This is a genomic window from Sphingomonas sp., from assembly GCF_004799495.1.
Taxonomy (GTDB): domain Bacteria; phylum Pseudomonadota; class Alphaproteobacteria; order Sphingomonadales; family Sphingomonadaceae; genus Sphingomonas.
This window is the reverse complement of sequence record NZ_SSMY01000014.1, coordinates 26,707-49,082: the sequence shown is the minus strand read 5'-3', so window position 1 is coordinate 49,082 and position 22,376 is coordinate 26,707. Positions and strand designations below refer to the sequence as shown.

General features: G+C 68.4%; 23 protein-coding genes. 13 read left to right on the top strand and 10 right to left on the bottom strand.

The window, feature by feature from the left end; genetic code table 11:
* Nucleotides 1-107: 107 nt before the first annotated feature.
* Together E7773_RS15065 and E7773_RS15060 are read right to left on the bottom strand one after the other, a co-directional pair.
* Nucleotides 108-1,181: a class I SAM-dependent methyltransferase gene (locus tag E7773_RS15065; protein WP_293992920.1), complete on the bottom strand. Its 1,074-nt coding sequence runs from the start codon at nt 1,179-1,181 to the stop codon at nt 108-110.
* Nucleotides 1,178-2,092, bottom strand: a complete 915-nt coding sequence (locus tag E7773_RS15060; protein ID WP_293992917.1) for an HNH endonuclease signature motif containing protein — start codon at nt 2,090-2,092, stop codon at nt 1,178-1,180. Before E7773_RS15060 ends, E7773_RS15065 begins: the two co-directional genes overlap by 4 nt.
* Nucleotides 2,093-2,257: 165 nt before the next feature.
* Between E7773_RS15060 and dndC the strand changes: the two genes are divergently transcribed.
* Genes dndC through E7773_RS15040 form a run of 4 tightly spaced genes read left to right on the top strand, consistent with a single transcriptional unit; the run spans nt 2,258 to nt 7,265 of the window.
* Nucleotides 2,258-3,730 (top strand): DNA phosphorothioation system sulfurtransferase DndC, encoded by a 1,473-nt coding sequence (gene dndC / locus E7773_RS15055; RefSeq protein ID WP_293992915.1) that lies wholly within the window; start codon nt 2,258-2,260, stop codon nt 3,728-3,730.
* Nucleotides 3,731-3,734: 4 nt separating this feature from the next.
* Nucleotides 3,735-5,747, top strand: a complete 2,013-nt coding sequence (dndD, locus tag E7773_RS15050) for a DNA sulfur modification protein DndD (RefSeq protein ID WP_293992913.1) — start codon at nt 3,735-3,737, stop codon at nt 5,745-5,747.
* The gene (gene dndE, locus E7773_RS15045) at nt 5,728-6,102 is read left to right on the top strand and encodes a DNA sulfur modification protein DndE (protein WP_293992910.1); all 375 of its coding nucleotides are present in this window, start codon (nt 5,728-5,730) and stop codon (nt 6,100-6,102) included. The genes dndD and dndE overlap by 20 nt, the downstream gene beginning before the upstream one ends.
* Nucleotides 6,099-7,265, top strand: a complete 1,167-nt coding sequence (locus E7773_RS15040; RefSeq protein ID WP_293992907.1) for an aminotransferase class V-fold PLP-dependent enzyme — start codon at nt 6,099-6,101, stop codon at nt 7,263-7,265. Before dndE ends, E7773_RS15040 begins: the two co-directional genes overlap by 4 nt.
* A 4-nt stretch (nt 7,266-7,269) precedes the next feature.
* Here the strand turns inward: E7773_RS15040 and E7773_RS15035 are convergent, their stop codons facing one another.
* The gene (locus tag E7773_RS15035; RefSeq protein WP_293992905.1) at nt 7,270-8,559 is read right to left on the bottom strand and encodes a DNA sulfur modification protein DndB; all 1,290 of its coding nucleotides are present in this window, start codon (nt 8,557-8,559) and stop codon (nt 7,270-7,272) included.
* The gene (locus E7773_RS15030) at nt 8,556-9,116 is read right to left on the bottom strand and encodes a hypothetical protein (protein WP_293992902.1); all 561 of its coding nucleotides are present in this window, start codon (nt 9,114-9,116) and stop codon (nt 8,556-8,558) included. Before E7773_RS15030 ends, E7773_RS15035 begins: the two co-directional genes overlap by 4 nt.
* A 56-nt stretch (nt 9,117-9,172) precedes the next feature.
* Here E7773_RS15030 and E7773_RS15025 point away from each other — a divergent pair, with 56 nt between their 5' ends.
* The 4 genes from E7773_RS15025 (at nt 9,173) to E7773_RS15010 (ending at nt 12,433) form a co-directional block, all read left to right on the top strand.
* On the top strand, nt 9,173-9,835 hold the full coding sequence (locus E7773_RS15025) for a hypothetical protein (RefSeq protein WP_293992900.1): 663 nt from the start codon (nt 9,173-9,175) through the stop codon (nt 9,833-9,835).
* Nucleotides 9,836-9,884: 49 nt separating this feature from the next.
* Complete coding sequence (locus E7773_RS15020; RefSeq protein ID WP_293992897.1) at nt 9,885-10,976, top strand: hypothetical protein; 1,092 nt, start codon at nt 9,885-9,887, stop codon at nt 10,974-10,976.
* 376 nt (nt 10,977-11,352) lie between these two features.
* Complete coding sequence (locus tag E7773_RS15015) at nt 11,353-11,859, top strand: hypothetical protein (RefSeq protein ID WP_293992895.1); 507 nt, start codon at nt 11,353-11,355, stop codon at nt 11,857-11,859.
* A 112-nt stretch (nt 11,860-11,971) separates the two neighbouring features.
* Complete coding sequence (locus tag E7773_RS15010; RefSeq protein WP_293992892.1) at nt 11,972-12,433, top strand: hypothetical protein; 462 nt, start codon at nt 11,972-11,974, stop codon at nt 12,431-12,433.
* On the opposite strand, the gene E7773_RS15005 is transcribed toward E7773_RS15010, so the two are convergent.
* Nucleotides 12,408-13,043: a hypothetical protein gene (locus E7773_RS15005; RefSeq protein WP_293992889.1), complete on the bottom strand. Its 636-nt coding sequence runs from the start codon at nt 13,041-13,043 to the stop codon at nt 12,408-12,410. The genes E7773_RS15010 and E7773_RS15005 overlap by 26 nt on opposite strands.
* A 33-nt stretch (nt 13,044-13,076) precedes the next feature.
* On the opposite strand from E7773_RS15005, the gene E7773_RS15000 reads away from it, so the two are divergent.
* The 4 genes from E7773_RS15000 to E7773_RS14985 all read left to right on the top strand — a co-directional run bounded on the left by E7773_RS15000 (nt 13,077) and on the right by E7773_RS14985 (nt 18,464).
* Complete coding sequence (locus E7773_RS15000) at nt 13,077-13,802, top strand: hypothetical protein (protein ID WP_293992887.1); 726 nt, start codon at nt 13,077-13,079, stop codon at nt 13,800-13,802.
* Nucleotides 13,803-14,025: 223 nt separating this feature from the next.
* Entirely contained in the window at nt 14,026-15,417 is a 1,392-nt protein-coding gene (locus E7773_RS14995) for a hypothetical protein (protein ID WP_293992884.1), read from the top strand.
* Between the two features lie 42 nt (nt 15,418-15,459).
* Entirely contained in the window at nt 15,460-17,922 is a 2,463-nt protein-coding gene (locus tag E7773_RS14990; RefSeq protein WP_293992882.1) for a hypothetical protein, read from the top strand.
* On the top strand, nt 17,919-18,464 hold the full coding sequence (locus E7773_RS14985; RefSeq protein ID WP_293992879.1) for a hypothetical protein: 546 nt from the start codon (nt 17,919-17,921) through the stop codon (nt 18,462-18,464). The genes E7773_RS14990 and E7773_RS14985 overlap by 4 nt, the downstream gene beginning before the upstream one ends.
* Nucleotides 18,465-18,512: 48 nt before the next feature.
* On the opposite strand, the gene E7773_RS14980 is transcribed toward E7773_RS14985, so the two are convergent.
* The 4 genes from E7773_RS14980 to E7773_RS14965 all read right to left on the bottom strand — a co-directional run bounded on the left by E7773_RS14980 (nt 18,513) and on the right by E7773_RS14965 (nt 20,769).
* The gene (locus E7773_RS14980; protein WP_293992876.1) at nt 18,513-19,376 is read right to left on the bottom strand and encodes a GyrI-like domain-containing protein; all 864 of its coding nucleotides are present in this window, start codon (nt 19,374-19,376) and stop codon (nt 18,513-18,515) included.
* Between the two features lie 182 nt (nt 19,377-19,558).
* The gene (locus E7773_RS14975) at nt 19,559-19,966 is read right to left on the bottom strand and encodes a hypothetical protein (RefSeq protein ID WP_293992874.1); all 408 of its coding nucleotides are present in this window, start codon (nt 19,964-19,966) and stop codon (nt 19,559-19,561) included.
* Nucleotides 19,967-19,969: 3 nt separating this feature from the next.
* Nucleotides 19,970-20,326, bottom strand: coding sequence for a hypothetical protein (locus E7773_RS14970; protein WP_293992871.1), 357 nt, complete (start codon nt 20,324-20,326; stop codon nt 19,970-19,972).
* An 80-nt stretch (nt 20,327-20,406) separates the two neighbouring features.
* Nucleotides 20,407-20,769, bottom strand: a complete 363-nt coding sequence (locus E7773_RS14965) for a hypothetical protein (protein ID WP_293992868.1) — start codon at nt 20,767-20,769, stop codon at nt 20,407-20,409.
* Nucleotides 20,770-20,892: 123 nt separating this feature from the next.
* Here E7773_RS14965 and E7773_RS14960 point away from each other — a divergent pair, with 123 nt between their 5' ends.
* Entirely contained in the window at nt 20,893-21,168 is a 276-nt protein-coding gene (locus E7773_RS14960) for a helix-turn-helix transcriptional regulator (protein WP_293992865.1), read from the top strand.
* Between the two features lies 1 nt (nt 21,169).
* On the opposite strand, the gene E7773_RS14955 is transcribed toward E7773_RS14960, so the two are convergent.
* On the bottom strand, nt 21,170-22,339 hold the full coding sequence (locus tag E7773_RS14955) for an SEC-C domain-containing protein (RefSeq protein ID WP_293992863.1): 1,170 nt from the start codon (nt 22,337-22,339) through the stop codon (nt 21,170-21,172).
* Between the last annotated feature and the right edge of the window lie 37 nt (nt 22,340-22,376).

Sequence of the window (22,376 nt, the reverse complement as noted above, 5' to 3'; positions counted from 1 at the left end):
CCGGCACGATGCCCGAGCCCCGCCTAAGGTAGGGAACGTAGGCGTCCCTCGGGAACGGCCGAGCATGCATGCGCCGGGATTACGTGGACCTGGCCGGCGCCGCGAGGTCAGCCGGGCCTGCTCACCACAAGCGTCTGCCACTTCACGTCGTCGCGGCCGAGGAGGTCCGGCTGGACCCCGAGATCGGTCACCACGACGCCCCGTGCGGACGCGAGCCCGCGCACCTCGTCGGCGTCGACCGTCCACATGGCCCGGTCCACATCCGCCGGACCGAGCCGCAGCGTCATGTAGATCCGCCCGCCCGGCGCCAGCAGATCGACCAGGCGTGAGAACGCCGCCCGGCGGTCGGCTGGCGGGACGTGCATCCAGACCGCGCTAAGCAGGACGACGTCGTAATCGCCCTGGACCTTGCCGAGCGCCGGCATCGCGTCGATTAGCCAGCGGATGTCCAAATCGGGATGCAGCGCCCGGGCCAGTCGCAGCATCTTGGCAGAGGGATCGACCGCCGTGACATGGTGGCCGAGCGCCGCCAGAGCCGCCGCGTCGCGGCCAGTCCCAGCGCCGACATCGAGGATCCGGGCACCCCTGACGCCACGCAGCATCGCGAAAAGCCTCGGATGGGTCTTCTCGGCGTCGAGCCCCTCGTAGCCATCAGCCAACTCGCGGGCATGCGCATCATACCAGGCGACGACGGCCTGGGGCGTGGCCCTCGCGGGATCGTCGGTCACGGTTGTCATCGTAAGATAGCATAGCACGGCGCTGATCAGCGCGGCAGACCCCAACATGATCTGGAACGACAGCTTGACGATGCGCGACGAGTTATACCACCGGTCGCCGGGCGCGGCGACGTGGCCGGCGGGCAGCGCGGTTCGCAACCACGTCAGATACTCGCCGATGATGTGCCTCAGGCGCTCAAGCACCACGATCAGGAGAAGGTCTCCGACGGCGGCCAGCAGCAGGAGGCCCGGCCGGAGATAGGCGAGACCGCTCTCCCTCGACAGGCTCGACACGCCGAACCACAGGCCGCCGGTCAGCGTCATCGCGATAAGGGGAATCTGCCACATAAGCGCGTTGAGCGCCCTGAACGTCTCTGAATTCTGGTTGTAGGCGGCGAGCTCGAGCTCGCTCTGCCCCAGCGGCTGCGGCGACACGGTGGGGCTGACGACGGTCGGGCCGCTCACAGCGAATGCCTCAGCACCAGATGACCCAGATCGTGGGGACCCGCGGCCACCATCTTCGACGACATCGCTACGTCGGGCGCGAAGCCGGCCGCCGACTCGACCCGGCGAAGCGCGTTGACCTCCGGCTGCCAGAGGTCGAGCCACCGGGCGCCATGGCGACGCGGCGCCACCGCGGGTCCGTCCGGGAAACGCACCACGAGCGCCAGCGCACCCTCGTCATCCACGTCGACCGCCGCGCAGACCGGGCAGCCGTCCGCCCGGAGCGCCACCTCCGCGTGCGCGGCGTGGAAGTCGGTGCTGTCGCGGTCCAGCTTCTGCACGTTGCAGAGGCTGCAGAGCGCCTGCAGGTTGGAGAGGTCGTTCGATCCGCCCTGCGACCGCGGAACGATGTGGTCGACCTCCAGCGCGCGCACCTCGCTGCTGACGCCGCAGGCCTCGCACCTTCCCCGCGCGCGGCTGATCACCTGCCAGCGCAGGGTTCCCGGCACCGGGTCGGCGTTCGCGGCGCGATGGGACCAGACCGTCGCCTGGCGCCGGGACACGTATTCGGCGACCTTGGCGTCGCATAGCGCGACGAGCTCGGCACGCTGCCACTCGTCCATCCGCTGTAGGCCCGCAGCCAGCCGGTATACGCCGCGCTCGTGGTCGACGATCCCACGCCTGCGCAGGACCGGCCCGGGATAGCGGCCCACGACGTTCTCGTAATACTCGAGCTGGCTTAGGTCGGCCACCAGGAACGCCGCGGCGATCTGCCGCCGCGTCGCGGCGCCGCCGCCCTGCAGTATCGTCCGGATCATGACCGGCTGGTAGACGTGGCTCATCGCCATCTCGGTCCCGAGGAACGCCTTCAGCCGCCCGACCGCGTCAGCCGTCTGCGCGCGCCCCCCGTCCGCCTGCTCCGCATTCGCCATCGACACCCCGCCGTATTTCCCAAGCAACGGAAGAATAGCGGGAAATGCAGTCCGCGGGAAACACTGTGGCGAAGCTGCCGCGCGAGAACAAAAAGCGGTCCAGGGCAACTTGGGGGATTCATCTGGGCAAGGTTTGGGGCTAACATCGGGAATGGGAAAACGGGCATGAGCAAGGGCACGGGGAAGTTGGACGGCAAGAGCCTGGCGTCGTTGCGCGCGGAAATCCGCGAAATCTATCTCGCGGACAGCCGTCCGTGGGTGATCGGATACAGCGGCGGCAAGGATTCGACGACCGCGCTGCAGCTGGTCTGGACCGCGCTCGCCGACCTACCGCCGGAGCAGCGCCTCAAACCGGTCTACGTGATCAGCTCCGACACGCTGGTGGAGACCCCGGTCGTTTCGCGCTACATCGACGTTTCGCTCGAGAGGATCGGGACAGCCGCCGCCGAGCAGGGGATGCCGTTCGAGCCGCACAAGGTCGTTCCCGACGTTGACCGCAGCTTCTGGGTCAACCTGCTGGGACGGGGATATCCGGCGCCGTCGCGCAAGTTCCGTTGGTGCACGGAGCGCCTGAAGATCGAACCCGCCAACGAGTTCATCAAGAGCCGCGTCGCCGAGTTCGGCGAGGTCGTGATGGTGCTGGGCGTCCGCTCGCAGGAATCCGCGACCCGCGCGCAGGTCATGTCCCTCCACAGCATCGCCGGCTCGCGCCTGTCGCGCCACTCGTCGCTGCTCAACGCATTCGTCTACGCACCGATCGCCGACTTCTCGACCGACGAGGTGTGGACATACCTGCTCCAGGAACAGTCGCCCTGGGGCAACGACAACCGCGACCTGGTCGCCATGTACCGCAACGCCGCCTCAGCGGGCGAGTGCCCCCTGGTCGTCGACGACACCACGCCTTCGTGCGGCAACTCCCGGTTCGGCTGCTGGGTCTGCACGGTGGTCGAGCGCGACCGCGCGATGGAGGCGATGATCGACTCCGGCGAAGAGTGGATGACACCGCTGCTCGAGTTCCGCGACGACCTCGCGCGCACGCAGGTGCCCGACGACAAGCTCAAATACCGCGAGGCCCGCCGGCGGTCCGGCTCGGTCGCCTTCATCGGCCAGACCGCGCGCCCGATGCCCGGCCCCTACACGATGGCCCACTGCCGCCAGATGCTGCGCCAGCTGCTCGTCACGCAGAAGGAGATCAAGGCGAGTGCGCCCGAAGGCGAGAACACGACGCTGATCACCGAGGCCGAGCTGCACGAGATCCGTCGCCTTTGGCGGACCGAGCGCGGCGACTGGGAGGATTCGGTCCCGCGCATCGTGCGCGAGGTGCTCGGCAAGGAACTGGCCTGGGTGTCCGAGGACGCGGTCGCGTTCACCGCCGACGACGGCGAACTGCTCGACCAGGTCTGCGCCGAGAACGGCGTCCCAACCGAACTCGTCGTCCGCCTGCTAGACGTCGAGCGCGCGTCGCACGGCCTAAAGCGCCGGCACGGCGTCCACACCGGCATCGAGAACACGTTCCGGCGCGAGTGGCGCGACATCGACGAGATCATCGCCGAGCGCCGGGCCCTGCTCGGCGACAGCGGCCAGGACGTCGACGACGCCGTGGACGAGGCCGAGCTCCTCGACGGCGGGCAGGACTGAGCCGATGATCCTGCGCACCATCACGCTCGAGAACTTCGGCCTCTACTCGGGACGCCAGACCCTCGACCTCGTGCCCGGCCGCGACGCCGAACGCGACCGTCCCGTCGTGCTCGTCGGCGGCAAGAACGGCGCCGGCAAGACGACGCTGCTCGAGGCAGTCCGGCTGGCGCTCTACGGCAAGCGCGCGCTCGGGACGCGCGTGGGACAGGCCGAATACGAGCGGCACCTCGCGTCGCGGGTCCACGTCGCGGCCGACGGGACGACACCAGAGCACGCCGCGGTCGGGCTCGAGTTCGACTACGCCGAGGCTGGCGTCATCCACCGCTACCGTGTCGAGCGCCGCTGGCCTTCGCGCGGCAGCAAGGTCACCGACACGCTCGACCTCTACAAAGACGGCGAACTGGTGAGCTCGGTGCCGCCCGAGGAGTGGGCGCAGTTCCTCCAGGACCTCGTGCCGCCCGGCGTATCGCAGTTCTTCTTCTTCGACGGCGAGAAGATCGCCGAGATCGCCCACGACGGTTCGCACGAGGGTCTGGCCGAGGCCGTCCGCGGCCTGCTCGGCATCGAGCTCGTCGGTCGCCTGCGCGTCGACCTGGCGCTCTACCTCGCCCGCCACTCCCGCAAGGGCGACAGCGGCGCGGCGCGCCGGCTCGAGACCGCCGAGCGCGAGCACCAGTCTCTGCGCCGCGACGTCGACCAGATGGCCCAAGACCTCGCCGACCTCGAGGCGGCGGCCGCCAAGGCCACGGACCACGCCGCCGACACCCGCCGCCGCTACTTCGCCGAGGGCGGCGACGCGGCCACGCGGCGAGGCCAGCTCGAGGCCGGCCGCGACGACGCGAAGGCGCAGCTCGACCGCCGGACCGCCGAGCTGCGCGAACTGGCCGGCGGCCTGCTGCCGCTCGCCGTCGCGCCCCGGCTGCTGAGCCGCATCGGGCACGCGCTCGGGGCATCGACGGACGCGACGGCGACGAAGGAAGCGGAGGCGCTGCGCGAGCGGCTGCTCGCGTGGCGCGCCATCGGTGAGCCCGAACGCGAGGCGGCCTGGAAGCCCGGCCACTGGCGTGACATCGAGCGGTTCCTCGCCAGCGAGGCCACCCGCCCCACCGCCGCCGGGTCGGTGCTGAAGTCGTTGCCGATCGCCGACCGGCACGCCCTGCTCGACGCGCTCGGACAGGTGAGGGACGCCGTCGCGCCGCAGGCCGCGCTGCTCGCCGCCGAGATCGAGGCCCAGACAGAGCGGCTCGCCGCGATCGAGGCCGACCTCCAGCGCGCACGCGGCCACGGCGCGGGCATGCTTTCGCAGGAACTGGCGCTCGCCGACCGCGAGGCGGAGTCGGCGGAGGCCGCCGTCCGCACCAAGGCAGAGGAGTTCAAGCAGCTCGAGTTCCGCCGGCTCACCGCGGAGCGGACGCTCGACAAGCTGACGCGCGCGCAGAACGAGGCAAAGGCGGCCGACGGACGAGCGACGCTCGCCCAGCGCGTCGGCGTCGCGCTGGAGCAATACGAGGAGCGGCTGCTTGAGCAGAAGCTGGCCCAGCTACAGGCGGCGTTCGTCTCGCGGTTCAACCACCTCTCGCGCAAGGACGACTTCATCGCCGACGCACGCATCGACCGGTCGACGTTCGAGACGACGCTGATCGACCGCAGCGGGCGCGAGATCCCCAAGTCGAGCCTGTCCGCGGGCGAGAAGCAGGTCTACGCGATCGCCATGCTCTGGGCACTCGCGCGCACCAGCGGGCGCCCGTTGCCGATGATCATCGACACGCCGCTCGCGCGCCTCGACCTCGATCACCGGACGGCGCTGGTCGAGCGTTACTTCCCCGAGGCTAGCCACCAGGTGATCGTGCTGTCGACCGACACTGAGATCGACGGGCCGCTGCTCCGAAAGCTCGGCGCCAGCGTCAGCCACGCCTACCGGCTGGACTACGATCCCGAGCAGCGCGCGACGTCCGTCGCCGCCGGATACTTCGCCGAAGGAAGAAAGGGGGAAGTGCGTGCGCTACACAAAACTTAACGCGTCGCTCGACGCCACCAGCCGGCTGCGCTCGCTGCAGCAGCGGACCGGCCTGACGCCCAACCTGCTCTGCCGGATCGCGGCGATGATGTCGCTCGAGGAGGGACCCGTCGGCACCATCCGCGCGCCCGACGATAAGGGGAAGGAGTTCAACTCCTACACCCTCACCGGCGAGCTCACCGGCGTGTTCGGCGCGATGGTCCGTTTCGTCGAGGAGGACGAGGGCCGGGGCGAACCGCTCGCCAACGACGAGCTGCTCCTCCGCTTCGCGGCCCACATACACCGTGGCGTGGGGCTGCTGTCCGTCCGGGCGAAGTCGCCCGCGGACGTCGTCCGCCTCGCGATCGCCGCATGAGCGCGCGGCAAGCGCCTACCTACCTCGACCACAACGCCACCACGCCGGCCGACCCCCGCGTCGTCGAGGCGATGCTGCCGTTCTTCACGTCGACCTTCGGCAACCCCTCCAGCGTCGAGCACATCCACGGTCACGCCGCGCAGACGGCGGTGGGCGATGCGCGGGCGAAGGTGGCCCGCGCGCTCGGCGCGCGCGACAACGAGGTGGTGTTCACCGGGAGCTGCACCGAGGCGAACAACATCGCGATCCTCGGCGCCGCCCGCGCCCAGCCCGACCGCCGGCACGTCGTCACGACGGCGGTCGAGCACCCCGCGGTGCTCGAGCCGATGCGGCAGCTCGCTCGTGAGGGCTACGAGCTAACGGTGATCGGCGTCGACCGATTCGGGCAGGTCGACCCGGGGGCGGTCGCCGCGGCGTTGCGGGACGACACGCTCCTCGTCTCGGTCATGGGCGCGAACAACGAGGTGGGCACGACGCAACCGCTCGCGCCGATCGGTGCCGAGTGCGAGCGGCGTGGCGTGCTACTCCATTCCGACCTGGCGCAAGTCATGGCGCACGGACCCTTCGACGTCGGCGCGAGCAACGTGCACCTCGCGAGCGTGTCGGGCCACAAGGCCTATGGGCCCAAGGGGGTCGGGGCGCTCTACGCCCGGTCGCGCGGACCGCGCGCACGGCTCGCGCCGGTCCTGTTCGGCGGCGGGCAGGAGCGCGGCCTGCGCTCAGGAACTCTAAACGTGCCCCTGATCGTCGGGATGGCAGAGGCGCTCGCGATCTCGTCGAAGGAGGGGCGCGCCGACGACCACCGCCTCGCCGGCATGTGCCGGACCTTCGCCGCGCGCGTCATGAGCGCCCTCGACGGCGTCGAGCTAAACGGCCATCCGACCGACCGCATCGCCGGCAACTGCTCGCTGTCGATCGCCGGGGTCGAGCCGCTGGCGCTGATGCACAACCTGCGGGAGGTCGCCAGCTTCTCGGCATCGAGCGCTTGCGCGACGGACAAGGTGGAGACGAGCCACGTGCTGCTGGCGATGTTCGGCGACACGCCGCGCGCGAGGCAGGCCTTCCGTGTGTCGCCCGGCCGTTTCACGACCGAGCAGGAGATGGAGCGCTTCACCGACGCGCTGATCGGCGCGGTCGGCGAGCTGCGGCGCTTCGCCGCCTAACCCATCAACCTATCCCAGCAATGCGAGCCGGCAGTTTGACGTCGTCGGGATCCTCGCCGATCGCCTCCGCATATGCCTTGATCAGCTGCACCTTGTCGCGGTCCGTGAAGCCGAGCATGTGCTTCAGCAGCCGGATCGTGAGCGTCACGCGTCCAGGTAGGATCTTCTCCTCGGCCACGCTGTATAGAACGTCGCGGTAGGGCTTGTTGGTGAAGGCGCGCGGGATCTTAGAGAGCACCGCGATCGCGGCCTTGATGGAACCCTTCTCCTCCACCAGCTTGGGCGTCAAGCGCAGGAAGATATCCAAGCCGACGGCGCGGAATAGGACGTTCCTGTTCGTGAATCGTTCGCCCTTCACGACGGCCTTCGCTGCATCGCCGGTTTTCGAGAAGTAGCTTTTCAGTTCCGGAATCGCGGCGATCAGTTTCTCGAGGAAATCGACCACCCTTATGTAATGCTTCTCCAGTTCGTCGTCCTTGGGACGGACGTAGCGCAACTCGATACGAGCTTCCCGCGTCAGGGAATTCACGACGTAGCCGAGCAGGTAGGTGACCACGTCGTAGAGCTTGATGATCGTCATGAAGTGTTCGGCGTCGGTTGCCGATAGGTTGGTGGTGCCATACTTCGTCAGCACCTGCCCGCGCGAGAAGTAGGGATGCTCCTCGACGAGCCGCCGCGTGATGATGGCGCCCGTGTCGGACTCGTCGAGCGCGATGATTTCCGACTTGTTGACCGCAACCGCAGTCTTGTTCAGCGTCGTAAACAGCTTGCGGGTGCGGCGGCGGCCCGCATCGGTCTTCTTGTGTGAGACGACGATGACAGACACCAGTTCATCAGCCAGCTCAGGCTTGTCCGCAACCGCCAGCTTGATGCCCGCGAGCCGATGCTGCCCGTCGAGAGCGAACAGCGTCTCAGTGCCGGTGAGATGAAGGTAGCCGAAGGCCGAACGAGCCCACGCGGGCACTGGATCCCCGCCGTCCTTAGATCGCGTGCCGGCGGTCGGGCTTACGTTGAATTCCATCCACTCCGGCTCGCCCCCGTAGACGGCCACAACCAGCGCATTGAAGAAATGGTCGGTCTCCCCGACTAGATACTTGGCGATTTCCGCGGCCCGTCCCTTGGTCAGCGCACGCTGGATCAAGTCGGAGAGCTGCCGTCCCGGCCTGATCTCGGCGACCTCGTCGGCGAACTCAATCCAGACCTTCGCGTCAGCGAGCCGCATTACCGTGGTGTAATAACGCCAGTCTCCCATCCGCGCCGACAGCGCGGGAAGATGGATTGGTCCCTTTTTCATGAGAATGCCCGCCTTATCCTCGCCACGTCGGCGTCGAAGTCGTTGATATTGCCGTCAGGCCAGAGCGCGCTGATCAGCATCATCTCCATGGCCTTCAGGTCGTTGGCTGCGGGGTCGAGTTCGCAATAGTAGAAGCGGACGTAACCGCGGTAGCGATAGATGAAGGTGCCCACCTTGGCACGAATGCTCTCCTCGAGCTCGTTGAGATATTCCTTATAGCGCTGCCAGAGGGTCCGCTTTTCCGAGCCAGTTGCACCTACTTCTCCCACGTAGAACAGCCAGGAGCTCGGCGGGAAATCGGCATGGGGCGGTTGAACGGCGAACGCGTAGAGTCCGGGCTTTTTCGGAACTAGCGCCCGCGAAGTCCGGTTGAAATCGACATGCTGCCACTTGAGCGGAAGCGCCGATCGATAGTTCCTCCAGCTCGGCGGATGTAGGACATAGTCCTCCATGTGCCGCTTGATGTCGGCGACTGCGGCTTCGTGCTCAGCCGCAGAAACCTTCTTGCGCTTGGACTTGGACGCGCCCGTGGCGCTAGCCTTGACGCCAGCTGGCAACTGGATTTTCCTCCCCCATCGACAACCGGTCGACTTGAAAGACTAACAATGGCCAAGTGAAGCCGCAATTCAACCAGTTAAACCACCTTCGGCAAACTCCCTCCACTTTGGATGTTCCCGTGGACAACGAGTGCTGGATTTCCATCGACGAAGCTGAGGATGTCGCAGGGTCGATCCGCTATGCGCTGGCCGCCCTCCATATGACCGCGACCGATGGCCTGGCTTGGAAGTGGGTCGCGCTTGCTCTTCACTCCGCTCTTCAGGGCGCCTGCGTCTGCCATCTCACCACGACCGCGGCGCCCGTCGGCGCGCTGACCGGGAAAAGCACGGCCGAATGGCTGACATTCCTGCAAGCGCCGCCCGGCGACGGTCCCCTCCGCGCGCCAAAGACCGTTCTGCTCGCGCTTCCCGAACTGGTCAAGGCGATCCGTCGACCGCATTCCGCTGGCGATCGGAGCAATGTCATCGGCATACCGGTCAGCGACCGTGAATTGGCATGGTTGCGGCGCTTCCACGAGACGATCCGCAATCAGTTCATCCACTTCGCGCCGATGGGCTGGTCGATAGAGGTCAGTGGTATCCCTGCGATAGGAGTCCTCGTCGCGAGGATCGTCGGCGACGTCGCTGACGCGGGCTGGGCATTTCGACACAAGGATGCGGCATGGCTCCGCACCCTGAAGCTGGACCTATCCACGCTCGCACTACGGATCCGCGGGTGACGCCGCCGCGTCGCTGTCTTGCCCCTCTCCGTTGTGCCATTGTCCGAGCATGAGTCTCAACGATCCCTTCGGCGGCGGCCACGCGAAGATGCTCCGCGACCTGCAGCGCCGGACTCGTCCGCAGCTCGATCTCGCCAGCAACGCGCTGGACCACGCGGCGAGCATCAAACAGATGTTCGACCGGATCGACGGCCCCGCACGCATACTGAAGGACCTGCAGCGGGACCCGATCCGCGATACGGCCGTCCAGCTCTCCCAGCGGTTCCGCGACGAGGACAGCCTGCGCGCCACCGCGCGCGCGATCGCCGAGGCGCAGCGCGGACGCGACCTGGCGCTCCGCTCCATCGCAGGCGGCGAGCTGCTGCGTCAGCACCAGTTGGCGATGACGGCGTTCGACTCCGGCATCCTCCGGACAGCCGAGATCATGGCGCGGAACAGCGGCACCATCGCGAGCGCGATCGCAGCCACCCGCCGACACGACGAACTCGCCGGCCTGGCGTCGTCGATAGTCCGGCAGTTCGACGCGCTCCGTCTGGTCGAAATGGGCCGCAACGCCTTCCCGAAATACCTGGCCCAGCAGTTCGCCGAGCAGTTCTCGACCATGCGCGACGCCGCCGAGCGGATCGAGGCGGCGGAGACCGACGAGGAGCGGGTCGCGATCCTCGCCACCCTGCTGACCGCGATGCTCGCGATGCTCAGGGCTGTGGCCCGGAACACGAAGCGCGAACTCCTCGGCGCCGGTCTGATCATGCTGTTCGGCCTGTCGGCCGACGTGAACTCGTTCATCCCGCGCGAGCCGCCGCCGGGCATGACGCCCGCGCAGGTGCAGATGCTGCAGGAGACGCACCGCGCCGCCGACGAGCTGCGCGCCGAGTTCAGGAAGTTCGCCGACAGCGAGCACCGGCTGAACGAGGCCTATGTGTCCAACATGCCGCGCGCCGAGCTGAGCCGGCCCGCCGTAATCCGCGCCGAACCCCGGAAGCAGGGGAAGACGCTGTGGCGGGCGCCTGCGGACACCTTGCTCGCGATCGCCGGAAAGCAAGGCCGGTGGCACCTTGCCATATACCGCGACCCGCTAACCGACGAACTGGCGCAGGGCTGGATCTACGGGAACGCGGTCAGGATGCTCGACGCGCGATAGCGCCGGCGGCAATCGCGGACGGAGGGCACACGGCGACGCGGCATGCACCGCCGAGCGCCGACGACCACCGCAGCGTCAGCAGGTCAAGCCGGGTGGAGAGGAAAAGCGGAGGCCGGGCCCGGCCCCGCGGCTACGCCGTATCCGACCGGGAGTTAAGAAATCGTTGAAGGCCCGCCTCGCCGACGCGCTCGGCGCGCGGGCAAAGGCGGCCGGCCCGCTGGCCGGTCAAGGTTCCGCCCGGCGGCTGCGCCGTCCGGGCGGGCCGGGAGCCCGTCGGCCCCGGCGACCAATGCGACCCAGCGTGGTCGCGTCGGGATGTCCCCTCGATGGGAGGGGAAAAAAGAGCGTGCGCAGCACGCGAGCCTAGGAGCCTTCAATGTTTTCCACCACCGGTGAACAGCAAATCCAAAAATTCCTCGCCGCCACGCGCCGCATGATCGATCCGCACCGGACGATCCTCGCGGCGTCCACGCCATACATCGTCGCCGGCTCGTCCGGGCCCGCCGGGATCACCCTCATCGCCGGGATGCAGGCGGCCGACGGCGTCGGGGCGGACTACATCCACCTCGAGTTCGCGCCGGGCCGCGAGCACGAGGGGCCGGTCAACGTGGCGGTCGGCATGATGCGCGAGGGCGTCGGGCACATCCGCCGCACCTGCAGGTTCTGGATCGGCGAGGACGGTCGCGTCGAACTCGTCGCGACCGTCGCCGGGAAGCACGCGACGATGACGTTCGACCCGGACGGCATGGACACCCGGCCCGGGAAGCCCACCGGTGACCTGGAGGCCGGATACGGGTGCGCGGCGACGCGCCTGCGGGAACTGGCTGCAGTGACGCCCGCGGCCGCCAACGGCGTGATCGTCAGGATGGCCCTCGCAGCCTGACGCATCGGCGGCGCCGCTTCCTCCAGGCGGCGCCGACCCTTCCTGCATCGTGCGTCAGTCCGACGTGCGGCGGCGTTGGCACCTGCGACGCCAACGCCTATCTCATGCGACCATGCACAGGGGCATCATGGAACAGCCACCGGCGGACGACGCGTCCGCGCCCTACCTGACGCAGGCGCTTTTCCTCGCCCGGACGATGCGCGCGCCGGCCGGTGCGCGCCTCCTGAATGCGAAGCGCGCGCGGGTGTTCGCGCTCGCCACCGCCTCGGCGGCGCCGGAGGCGGACGTCGAGTTCGCAGGCATGAAGCTCCGGTTCGCGATCGCCGCGCTCGCCAGGAAGTGCGGCACGCTCCCCGCCGACCACCACATTCCCGAGACCGTCCTGGTGTCGGCGTGCGGCCGACTCGACGACGCCTACCCCACCGCGACATCGGCGCGGGCCGCGATGTTGGAACTGCTGGGACCGGTCGCCCCCTACATCGACCCGCACGAGACCGAGACCGTCCTGCGGGACCAGATCGTCGCGCGCCGGTCCGAGCGCTACCGCGTCATGCGCGACGTCGGCGTCCGCTAGCGCCTTCGATTAGCCAGACAGCCGGCTCGTCCGCACCGAAAAGATCCGTCCCCAGCTCGATGAACGCCGCGTCGGCGTCACGTTCCGGCGCTATGCCCAGGGCATCCAGCTCGGTCCTGGCGGCCAACGCGATGCGCCGGGGATCAACGACGTAGAGCGCGGCCGACCCCCTAGTGAAATCGTCGCGCCACGAGTCCAAGGTTGTGGCGTCCACTGCCCGAAGGCGGTCCGGCGACGGCCGGTCCGGGTCCTCCGGCATGCCAAGCTCCTCCAAGGCGCGTGGCGCCAGGGCGAGGAAGATCGGCCGGGCTCCCTCGAACGCCGCACCCCAGCCGATGACGAGCGCCCGGACCGTCTGGTCCCATCCGGTGCGAAGCAGCCGCACCACGCGCAACGGCGGCAGTCCCAGCTCCAGCAACTCGAGCGCCAGCATCAGCGCGAGCAGCTGCTCCAGCCCGTATCCCGCCCGCGAGCCCTGACCCTTCGCGCCGCCCGGCGGCCAATCGAAGCGCTGCAGGTACTTGAGCCGGCCGAGCAGCGCCGTCGGCTTCGCGCCCGGTCCGTGGACCGTCCGCACCACCGCCTCGACCTCCCCGTAGCTCAGCTTCAACCCACACCCCTCGATCCGAAAGGACACCCTAGCATGGCCGGACCATTACGCCACGCGCCGCTCACGCTCGTCTCGATCGACCTCGAAACCGCCCCCGATCCGCAGGCGATGGACATGCTCGCGAACACCAGCCGCAACGTCGCGGTGCACCGCATCTCGGCGGCGGCTTGGCTGGTCATGGCCGAGGGGCAAGGAGGGGAATGGCGCGTCGAGGAACTGGATTCGCTCGGGACGCCAACGGAGGAATTCGACATCCTGCTCGCGCTCAACCGGGTGCTGCGGATCGTCGCCGACCGCGGCGGCGAGCTCGTGACCTACAACGGACAGCGGCACGACCTGCCCATCATCCGGGGCCGCGCGACACGCAACTGGATGTTTGAGCTCGACGGCCTTTTCCCGCCCAGCCCCATCACGCATGTCGACGTGATGCGCGCCGCCGGCCTTGGCGCCGGAGACTGGCCGAAGCTGCGCGAGGCATGCGCGGGACTGGGCTTCACCTGCGACCCGGACCAGGATCCGGTAGGCGGCGGACGCAAGCTGATACCGCGGCGGCGGAAGGCCGAGGTGGATGCCGTCGCGACCATGATCCTGCGGCTGCACGGACTAGCTGCTGAGCGGCGGGATGCCCGAACGCTCGCCGGCGGCTGGTCCGCGCTCGCGGAGCATATAACGCACCACGCCGCTGCCAGACCGCACCTGCTGCAGCTCTCCACCAGTCCCGACCTGGAGGCGGCAGCGAATCAATACCGCATTCGGTAGCTGGCACTGGCGAGAATTGCGGGAATTTCCCGGACACTAGACCTCTGTAGAACAAACAGTCGTTGTTACATACCCTGATGTCCGGGAAATTCCCGACTAGTAAAGTCTCATAAATCCAACGGCTTATAGGCCAGGAAATCGCCGTCGCGCAGAAGAGGCTTAACGGCATCGACGCCGCGTTCTCCAATACTATATGAAGATCGTTCTTCTAAGGGTAAAAGCCATGCGTATCGTTCTAGGGAAGGTCGGCCAGCGGACGGTCGTCCGCGTGAGCTCCGGCGTCAGCCGGCAGGCCTCATTGCTGATGACCGCCGTCCTGATCGGCTACAAGAAGTCGGGGCGCGACATGTATCGCACGCTGCTCGAGCGCTTCCTCAACTTCCGGATGGACCCCGACGAGCCGGACTGGGCCTGCCTCTTCGAAAGCAACGCCAAGGCCGTCATGCGCGTGATCGCGTGGCTCGAACAAGACCTCGGCCTCCACCTCGAGCTCACCGAGTTCGGAGACGGCAGCTACTACGTCAGCAAGCTCAAGGGCCCCCTCAACTACTGGATGCGCGGACCGAGCGTAGTCCGACGGCTCTTCGACATCCTGCGCAGCCCCAAGTTCCAGCTGCGCGGCGGGCAGAACCCGACGGTCGTCAAGGACTGGGACAAGAAGACCAGGGACGAGCGCATGGAGCACCTGGTCAACGTCTACGGTCCGGAGATGGCCAAGCGCCAGATCCGCAACGCCGGCACGCTGTTCATCTCCAGCGGCGCGGAGGTCTACACGCCGTCGGGCCAGGATCCCGACACGCTCGCCGAGAAGCAATACCTCGCCTGCCGCGCCCTGCTCGGCGACCACGCTGTCACCAACATCGCTTGCGTGAACCGCGACGACGGGCAGCGCTGGGCCGACCTCAACTTCACGACCTTCGCCTTCTACGACCTCGAGATCGACATCCTCGGCTCGAACAAGGGCGGGGTCGAGGACGAGGAGGGCCGGCGCCAGCCGAGCAAGCCGGTCACGTTCTCCGAGGAAGCCCGCGACGGCATCCACCGCTGCATCGAGGCCCGGCACGCAGCCGACCCGTCCTTCCCGAACCTGGCGACGCTGCGCCGGTGGTGGGACGAGGAGAACTATGACGAGCTCGACAAATGGTATGTCTTCTTCCAGCCCGGGACCAACGAGCACTATTCATACAACGGCTACCACCGTCTCGAGGTCAAGGCGCTGACCGCCGCGAAGGTGTTCGTGTTCCGGCGCGGCAAGCTCCGGCCCGCCACGTCGCGCTGGGCGCGCCGTGCGCTTCACGAGCGCGAATACCTGCGCATCCACCGCACCAACAGCGACAAGAAGGTGATCGCCTACCTGGAGCAGAAGCTCAGCGACGAGCGCGGCCACAAGTCGCCGCAGCACCACAACTACGCCTCGCACGCGAAGTGGGTGTTGGCGCGCGAGGAGAAGATCAAACGGATCGCCGAGGACAAGGCACGCCGCGAGGGCAACGACCCCGCGCCCCGCCCGATCCCCGGCGCCACGCGCGGCGTCCTCGCGAGGCAGAAGGCCCGGCGCAGCCCGGCGACCTCGAAGTTCAAGCTGGCGGCCACGATGCGGGGCAGCGCGCTGTGACGGGCCCCACCCGCGCCGTCGCGGATCGGAGGAGGGACCGAGATGAGTGAAGGCCAATACGACTGGAAATACCCTGTCAACTTCCAGGGAGGCATTCGCGACTGGGACTGGCACGCCTCCGACGTCGAGCCGGACGGCCGCATCCTGATGCCGCTCAACCTGCTGCATCCCGACGACGGCCACGTCGCCGACGCCGAGGGCATGGTGGACATCACCGGGCTCCAAGGGACCCTCGTGCGCATGCGCCGCTACGGCGTCATGCGGCTGCTCCACCTCCATTGGGCGCGCTGGCCGATGCTGGAGAGCGTCCACCCGATGCCGACGTCCGGCGGAGGACGGAAGGTCTTCCACCACTTCGATCCCGCGACGCGGATGTCGGACATATACGACGCCTGGGAGGGTCGGCTGGAGGAGCCGACGACGATGGCCGCGTTCGCGTTCGCGCGCGACTTCCACCGCTACGCCAACCCGCCCGACGAACGCCTGCCTCCGCGCGTCGTGCTCACCGCCGCGGCGCGGGCGATGACCCACAACCCCGTCCGCGGCGGCGACCTGCGCCAGTTCATGCTCGTCCGGAGAGGCCAGCTGCCGAGGCTGCTGGCGGCGATCCGCGCCGAGCGGGAGGACATTGCGGCCGCCGGCAGCGCGCCGAAGTTCGACGCCGTCACCGAGGCGCAGATGGCGGGGCGGGCGTCCTTCCTCGCCGGCCTCGCCAACAGCTGCCTCGACCCCGAAGCCGACCAGGAGCGGTTCGTCGCGCCGGACGCCACGTCGCTCGCCCGCCTCGACCGGATCACCGTCGGCTTCGCGGCCGCCGCCGCCTTCGTCTATTCGAAGGCGCCGGTCATGCGCAGCCCCGCCATGCTGCCGCGCTACCTGCGGGGCTTTCACCGGTTCGTGACCGAGGCGGTCGCCGAGAACCCGGCGTTCGACATCGCCGTCGTCGCCGACATCGACCGCGCGTTCGAGCACGTCGCGTTCGGCGAACTGCGGGCGATCTCAGGAAGCCGCGGCTGGCGCGACAGGATGGTGCAGGACGCCGCGAGCGTCATGCGCCACGCGCGCCGCGCGATGACGACCTTCGATCCGGACGGCACGAAGGGCGTCGCGCCGCTGGCTCCGGCCGAGCAGTCCGACCGGGACGGGTTCCTGCAGCGGGTGAAGGACGAATACGCCGCCGACCGCGCGGGATACGGTGCGAGCCGGACCAAGTTCGCAAACCGGATCAAGAACGCCTACGACCGGGTGATCGACGCGGCCGCCCACCGCATCCTGCAGATTAAGCACGACGGCGAGGCGGGCCGGGCCGCGATCGACCACCTGTGCAGCGCCGGCGGGCAGCAGCTCGCCTACTGGGACGTCTTCGTGCCCGGCCCCGAGTTGTCCGAGACCGGCCACCCGACCGGAAGGCTACAGGTCCGCAGATACCGCTGGTGGCGCCTCAAATGCGCGTGGCGCTCGCTGCTGCACGACCGCCACTGGTCGCAGGAGCCGGCACCCGACGTCTGGCACGACCGGCAGGCGAACGCCGGCGGCGATCCGGTGAAGGTGCGCAACATACCCACGGACTTCCCGTCGCCCGACTTCCACGGCGGCGAGTTCGTCTGCGAGCATCTCTCCACGACGGTCGCCGAGCAGCCCGGCATCCCGTCGATACCGCCCCTGCTCGCGACGCTGGCGACGCATCACATCCTTGCGGATCCCGGATACCTGGACGTCGACCAGCGCGAGCTCCGCGAGAAGTTGCTGCGGAGCTGGCGGATCCCGCGCCCCCACACCCAAGCGCGCGGCCTGCTGCAGTTCGATTCCGGCCGCGCGCGCCTCGCCAGGCTCGCGTCGCGTTCCGACCGCGAGCACCGGCGCACATTCGTTCCGCACGAGGAGGCGGAGCACGCGCTCCGTCTCGCGGCGCACGGCGTCGACGCGACCGCCCAGACCTGGTGCCGGCAGTCGGAGTTTCTGCAGCAGGTGGAATACGCCGATAGGTGGGAGGATCCGGCGGGGACCGGCGTATTCGGGTGGTTCGCCAGCCGCAAGCTCCACCGCCGCGACCCCATCGGGCTGGAGCAGTTCCTCGAATGCGACGAGGACCATTACCTCGAGAGCGTCGAACTGCTCGGCCTGACCACGAGGCGGTGCCGGCTGGCCGAGCCCGAAATCGTTCCCCCGTTCAAGTCCCTCGCATGGAAGCTCGACGACGGCCCCTATGTGTTCGCCTTCGACGGCGCGGTCGTGACCCCCGTCCTGCTGCGTGGCTACCTCAACATCCTGCTGGCGAACGTGGCCGAGGCCCGTTTCCACGACCTGCGCGCCGGTGCCTCGAACCGCTCGCGCATGAAGAACGCGCCGCTGGCCGCGATCGGTGAGGGACTGGGACAGCGCAGTGCGGGATTCATCGAGCTCTATTCCGGGCTGACGCCCGAGCAACTGGAGGAACAGGCGGACGAGGTCCGCACGCAGAAGGTCGACCGCATCGAGGCCGACAGACAGAGGAGGACGGTGTGACCGAGGACGAGGACATCGAGGCGGGAGGCGACGCTCCCCGGATCAGGATCGGTAGCGGGCCCGGCGGTCCGGACCACATGGAGGAGGTCCGCGACGAGCAGCGGGAGCTGCGGCGTTCGCGCGTCGAGGCGGCGATCGCGGCGCTCGAGACCGCCGACGACAGGCGGTTCCCCGACGTGCACGCCATCCTCGAGCACGCCGACGGCGGCCTCAGCAAGAACCGGGTCTACGACGAGCAGGACCTGATGTATGCGGCGCAGTCGCGCTGGAACGCGCGCGAGAAGGCGGCCGGCCGCCCGACCAGGAAGTTGCGCGGCGGGAACCGCGACGAGCTCAAGGACTGGGTGCCAAAGGTCGACCACGACCGCGTCTGCGCCCAGCTCACCGCCGCGCTGGCCGAGATCAAGAAGCTGAAGAAGAGCAACAGGCGCTTCAGCAAGGAGAACGAGGGCCTGAAAGAGGACGTGCGCCGGCTCGAGTTGGGCGTCATCGACGAGATCTGGCCGCCGAAAGCGACCGGGATCTGCGAAGACCCGAATTAGGGGGAGCGGCGACGACCCGGATCGCGGCCTCCCACGTGCCAAATCGAGTCACACGCACCCGGCGACGGGGACGCGGATGTCGGAGATGTGGTCCTCGGCGTCGACGCCACCGTCGGATCGCGGCTGGTCGACGTAGTGGACGTGCGTCGGCTCGTCCCGGAAAGCTAGGCCGTCCTCGATAATCGCGAGATAGAGATCGTCGACCGCCCCAGGCAATGACGCGTAGGAACCGTTGTGCCGAAGAACGGCGTGCAGATCGTGCGGCAGCACGCGCTCCGCAACGCCAGTCAGCCCTGCGGCGGAGCGGCCCAGTGCCATGCAGCACTCGAAGCGATGCTCGCTCGGTTCGACGTCGCGCGGATCGTCGATCGGGATACCGAAGACGCCAAGCACACCGTCCGGGCCGATGGCCGACGACAGCGTCTCGAACAATGCGGCATATCCCCGGTTTAGCGCCTCGTAGGGCCCCACGTAGGTCCTTGCTGCGACCCTCATCGGTTGCAGCGAGACCAGTTCGAGGCCGTGCCGCCTTCCCGGACGAAGATCGAGGGCGTCGCTCGCGGCAGGCAAGTCCCCCCGATCGAACTGGGTGGCGGTTACACCGGTCTCCGCCTTCAGCGCCCGGCCGAAGCTCTGGCTCGAGGAATATCCGGCCCTCTGGGCCGCAGCGGTGACGCTCGCTCCCTCCTCCTCCATCGACCGGACACCCACTGCAAGGCGAAGGCGGCGGACGGTCTGCGCGACGCGCTCGCCTGTCAGCAATCGATAGACCCGGTGGAAGTGGAACGGGGAAAGGGCGGCCGCCCCGGCGAGCGCCTTCAGGTCGGGCACCGTCTGGTTTTCCAGGCAGTCCTCGATGAGAGCGGCGACGCGCGCCATGCGGACGCCGTAATCTGTGGTCGAACTCGTCATGATGAACCTCCAATTCCTGGGCCGATCATACTCGTCCCATCGCCGGAGGCGTTCCCGAACTTGCTTAGTTGAACTTGGCCCCCAACAGGCGGCTCTCCGGGCACCACCGGATCAGTTGAGAAAGGTCGGACCGGAAATCGAAGTCGCGGCATGTCCTGAACCCGAGCCGTCGTCCCGCAATGTCAATCACCTGACGTCTTCATCTCCGCACTCGCCCGAATAGCCGCAGCCAGGATACGGTCCGCATCTGCGTCGGACACCAGTCCCCGACGCGCGGCCGACCGGAGCGATGACCGCAGGCTCGCTACCAAGGCCTCCGCCTCGATAGCCCGCTCGATCGAGGACCGCCACGCGCTGACGCGCATCGCCGGAGGCAAATCGGTGCCTGCTGCCAGCCACGCGCGGATGCCGGCCGCGCTCGCATAGACGGTCGAGTGGTCGCCGACCGTAACGCGGTATTCGCCATTGACCGCGTCTCGTCCGAACTGCTCGACGATACGGAGGGTCGATTGCACGTCTTCAACGACGGCGGAGAAGCCCGCCACGGTCTCGCCACGACTGACCCGCCAGTCCAGCAGGATGTGGGGCATCGCTCAATATGCGATGAAGTCGAGCGCGGCCTTCCGCAGGCTGCGGATCCACTCGACGGACGAGGACATCGCGTCGATCGGGCTCATCCCCCCCATGGAATCGCGCGGCCGCCGCAGCCACAGGCAGACCTTGACGCCGTCCGCCAGAAGGGCGTCGAGCGCCACGCCCAGGTCGATGAGCAGGCGCATGCGCTGCTCCATGCTGGCGGCGCGCCAGCTCGCTACCTCGCCGATCGGCCCCGCCAGCACCGCCCCGCCGAGCAGCCCCGCCTCCTCGTCGGCATCAAGCGCCCAGCGCTCGCGCAGCGCATCCCACCGCGCCATCACGGCGCGCATCTCGATCGCGTCTTCCCTGGCCATACGGCCCTCCCTTCCTGGTGGTCCCCTCGCGCGCGCGGCGGGCTTGCCGCCGCAGACGCTTGGCATCCCGGTGGCGGCGGTCACTGCGGCAACTCCGCCGACAGCATGGTGCGGATGCGACGCAGGCGGTCGGTCGAGCCGACCAGGTCGTCCAGCGGGGAGGTGCCGAGCACCCCGGCAACGCGTGACCGGACCCAATGGCGGATCTGCCTCGCGTCCATGTGCGCGCAGAGCAGCCAGTCGATCTCGACGACCAGCGCCATCCGCTCGCTGATGAACGCCGACCGGCGGCGGCCGCCGCGCCCGGCGAGGGCGTCGCCCCTGACCGCGTCGCGCTCCGCGCCCGACAGTCCCCAGGCGTCCGCGACCTCCTCGAACATCTCCTCGAGCTGACGGGTGTCGGTGACGACGACCCGCATCTGACGCATCAGCACCGCTTTCACCGGCCCCTCCCGCATCGTCGCCTGCGACCCGAAGGCCGGGGACTTAAAACACCCATAGGGGTGCGAGCGGAATCAATGTTGCCCGCCCTTGGGGCGGCACGGCCGAGATGCTAGCTTTCGCCCATGTCGGACGACATCCTCCCGGCGCTCGGCGCCCGCGTGCGCAGCCTGCGGCGCGCGTGCGGCCATACGCAGGAGGGCTTCGCCGCCAAGGTCGGCATGGACCGGGCCTATTACGGCCGGGTCGAGCGCGGCGAGAAGAACGTGTCGGTGGTGACGGCGGCCCGCATCGCCGAAGCGCTGGGCGTCGCGCTGAGCTCGCTGTTCGAGGGCGTGCCGACGACCGGAAATACCCGGTCGACCGGCCGGCGGGGCAGGACGACCGCGGACACCGGCTAGGTCAGCCCTCGACCGTCTCGATGACGGCTGCGGAGAGCAGCGGACCAGCGCCCGCCTCAAGTGCGCCGTCCAGACGCGGGACGGCCGTGGTGCCGGCCATCACCTGACCGACGAGCCGTTTCTGGTCGGCCTCGTCCAACCCCTCCCACCAGCTGGGGCGCAGGAAGATGTTGTCGGTCTGCACGAAGAGCAGTCGTAACAGCGCGTCCGCCTTGCCGTCGTCGGCGATCGCCGCGAACGACGACACCAGCCGTGCGGCCGGGCCATCGGCATCCCCGATCCATCCGAAGACGGCGACGGTGCGGCCCTGGAAGGCGGTCACCGTCAATGTCACCAGCTCGAACGGCGCGTCCCCGTGTCCGAGCCGCTGAAGCCGGTTGCCGTCGAAGTCCAGCTCGGCGTGGAACGAGGTGCACGCGACCATCGGTAGGAGGCCGTCGAAGCGCACGGCCAGGAAGTGGAACCCGGACCGGTCGCCGCTCATCAGCCGCCGGTCGAACTCGTCCTTCGTGCGCGCGATGTCGGCATAGCCCATGCGGATGCCGAACAACGTGTCACGTAGCATCCGTTGCACGATCGCCTGGTTGAAGAGCGGACGGCCGCCGTCCATGTCGCGCTGTAGCTCGGTCGCACGCAACTGCGCATCCTTGGCATGCCGCTCGTAGGCAATGGCCCGATAGGCCAGCAGGAAGGCGTGCTCGGCGTCGAGCGGCAGCGTCGATCCCTCGACGGGCTTGAACAGCTCGCGGTCGTGGCGCTCGCAGAAACCGGGGAACACGGAGGCCTTGCCGGTCCCGACCGGACGCGGCCAGGCTTCGCCCTGCATTTCCATAAGACCCTTCATCAGCGGCTTGACGGTCAGGACGTGCCCGTTCTCGGCGATCTGCTTCAGCCCGCCATTCCGCTGCACGGTATGCGACCTGATGACGTCGCCCTGGCAGGGGTCGGCGACGGGGTCGGGATGGGAGCAGCCGCCCTCACGCGACGCCTGCGTTATCCGCTGCTCGATCTCGAACGGGTTGATCTTGGGCGCCTGCTCCCTCCGGTGATGGCACCACTTGTATTTGGTCCCCGATCCGCACCAGCAGGGCTTGTAGGGGTCCATCGTCGCCACAGGCCTGAACGGCGGCAACTCGACGCGTGGCGCGGTCAGGGACGGATGGTCCGGCACCGCCGCGATGTGGTGACGCCCGGCGTCCGTGAAAAGC

Excerpts from the sequence above, each read along its gene's own strand:
- E7773_RS14970 (WP_293992871.1), bottom strand. The coding sequence starts at position 20,326 with ATGGCCAGGGAAGACGCGATCGAGATGCGCGCCGTGATGGCGCGGTGG.
- E7773_RS14960 (WP_293992865.1), top strand. The coding sequence starts at position 20,893 with ATGTCGGACGACATCCTCCCGGCGCTCGGCGCCCGCGTGCGCAGCCTG.
- E7773_RS15015 (WP_293992895.1), top strand. The coding sequence starts at position 11,353 with ATGTTTTCCACCACCGGTGAACAGCAAATCCAAAAATTCCTCGCCGCC.
- E7773_RS14995 (WP_293992884.1), top strand. The coding sequence starts at position 14,026 with ATGCGTATCGTTCTAGGGAAGGTCGGCCAGCGGACGGTCGTCCGCGTG.
- E7773_RS15000 (WP_293992887.1), top strand. The coding sequence starts at position 13,077 with ATGGCCGGACCATTACGCCACGCGCCGCTCACGCTCGTCTCGATCGAC.
- E7773_RS15040 (WP_293992907.1), top strand. The coding sequence starts at position 6,099 with ATGAGCGCGCGGCAAGCGCCTACCTACCTCGACCACAACGCCACCACG.
- dndD (WP_293992913.1), top strand. The coding sequence starts at position 3,735 with ATGATCCTGCGCACCATCACGCTCGAGAACTTCGGCCTCTACTCGGGA.
- E7773_RS15010 (WP_293992892.1), top strand. The coding sequence starts at position 11,972 with ATGCACAGGGGCATCATGGAACAGCCACCGGCGGACGACGCGTCCGCG.
- E7773_RS14980 (WP_293992876.1), bottom strand. The coding sequence starts at position 19,376 with ATGACGAGTTCGACCACAGATTACGGCGTCCGCATGGCGCGCGTCGCC.
- E7773_RS14990 (WP_293992882.1), top strand. The coding sequence starts at position 15,460 with ATGAGTGAAGGCCAATACGACTGGAAATACCCTGTCAACTTCCAGGGA.
- E7773_RS15020 (WP_293992897.1), top strand. The coding sequence starts at position 9,885 with ATGAGTCTCAACGATCCCTTCGGCGGCGGCCACGCGAAGATGCTCCGC.
- E7773_RS15035 (WP_293992905.1), bottom strand. The coding sequence starts at position 8,559 with ATGAAAAAGGGACCAATCCATCTTCCCGCGCTGTCGGCGCGGATGGGA.
- E7773_RS14975 (WP_293992874.1), bottom strand. The coding sequence starts at position 19,966 with ATGCCCCACATCCTGCTGGACTGGCGGGTCAGTCGTGGCGAGACCGTG.
- E7773_RS15060 (WP_293992917.1), bottom strand. The coding sequence starts at position 2,092 with ATGGCGAATGCGGAGCAGGCGGACGGGGGGCGCGCGCAGACGGCTGAC.
- dndC (WP_293992915.1), top strand. The coding sequence starts at position 2,258 with ATGAGCAAGGGCACGGGGAAGTTGGACGGCAAGAGCCTGGCGTCGTTG.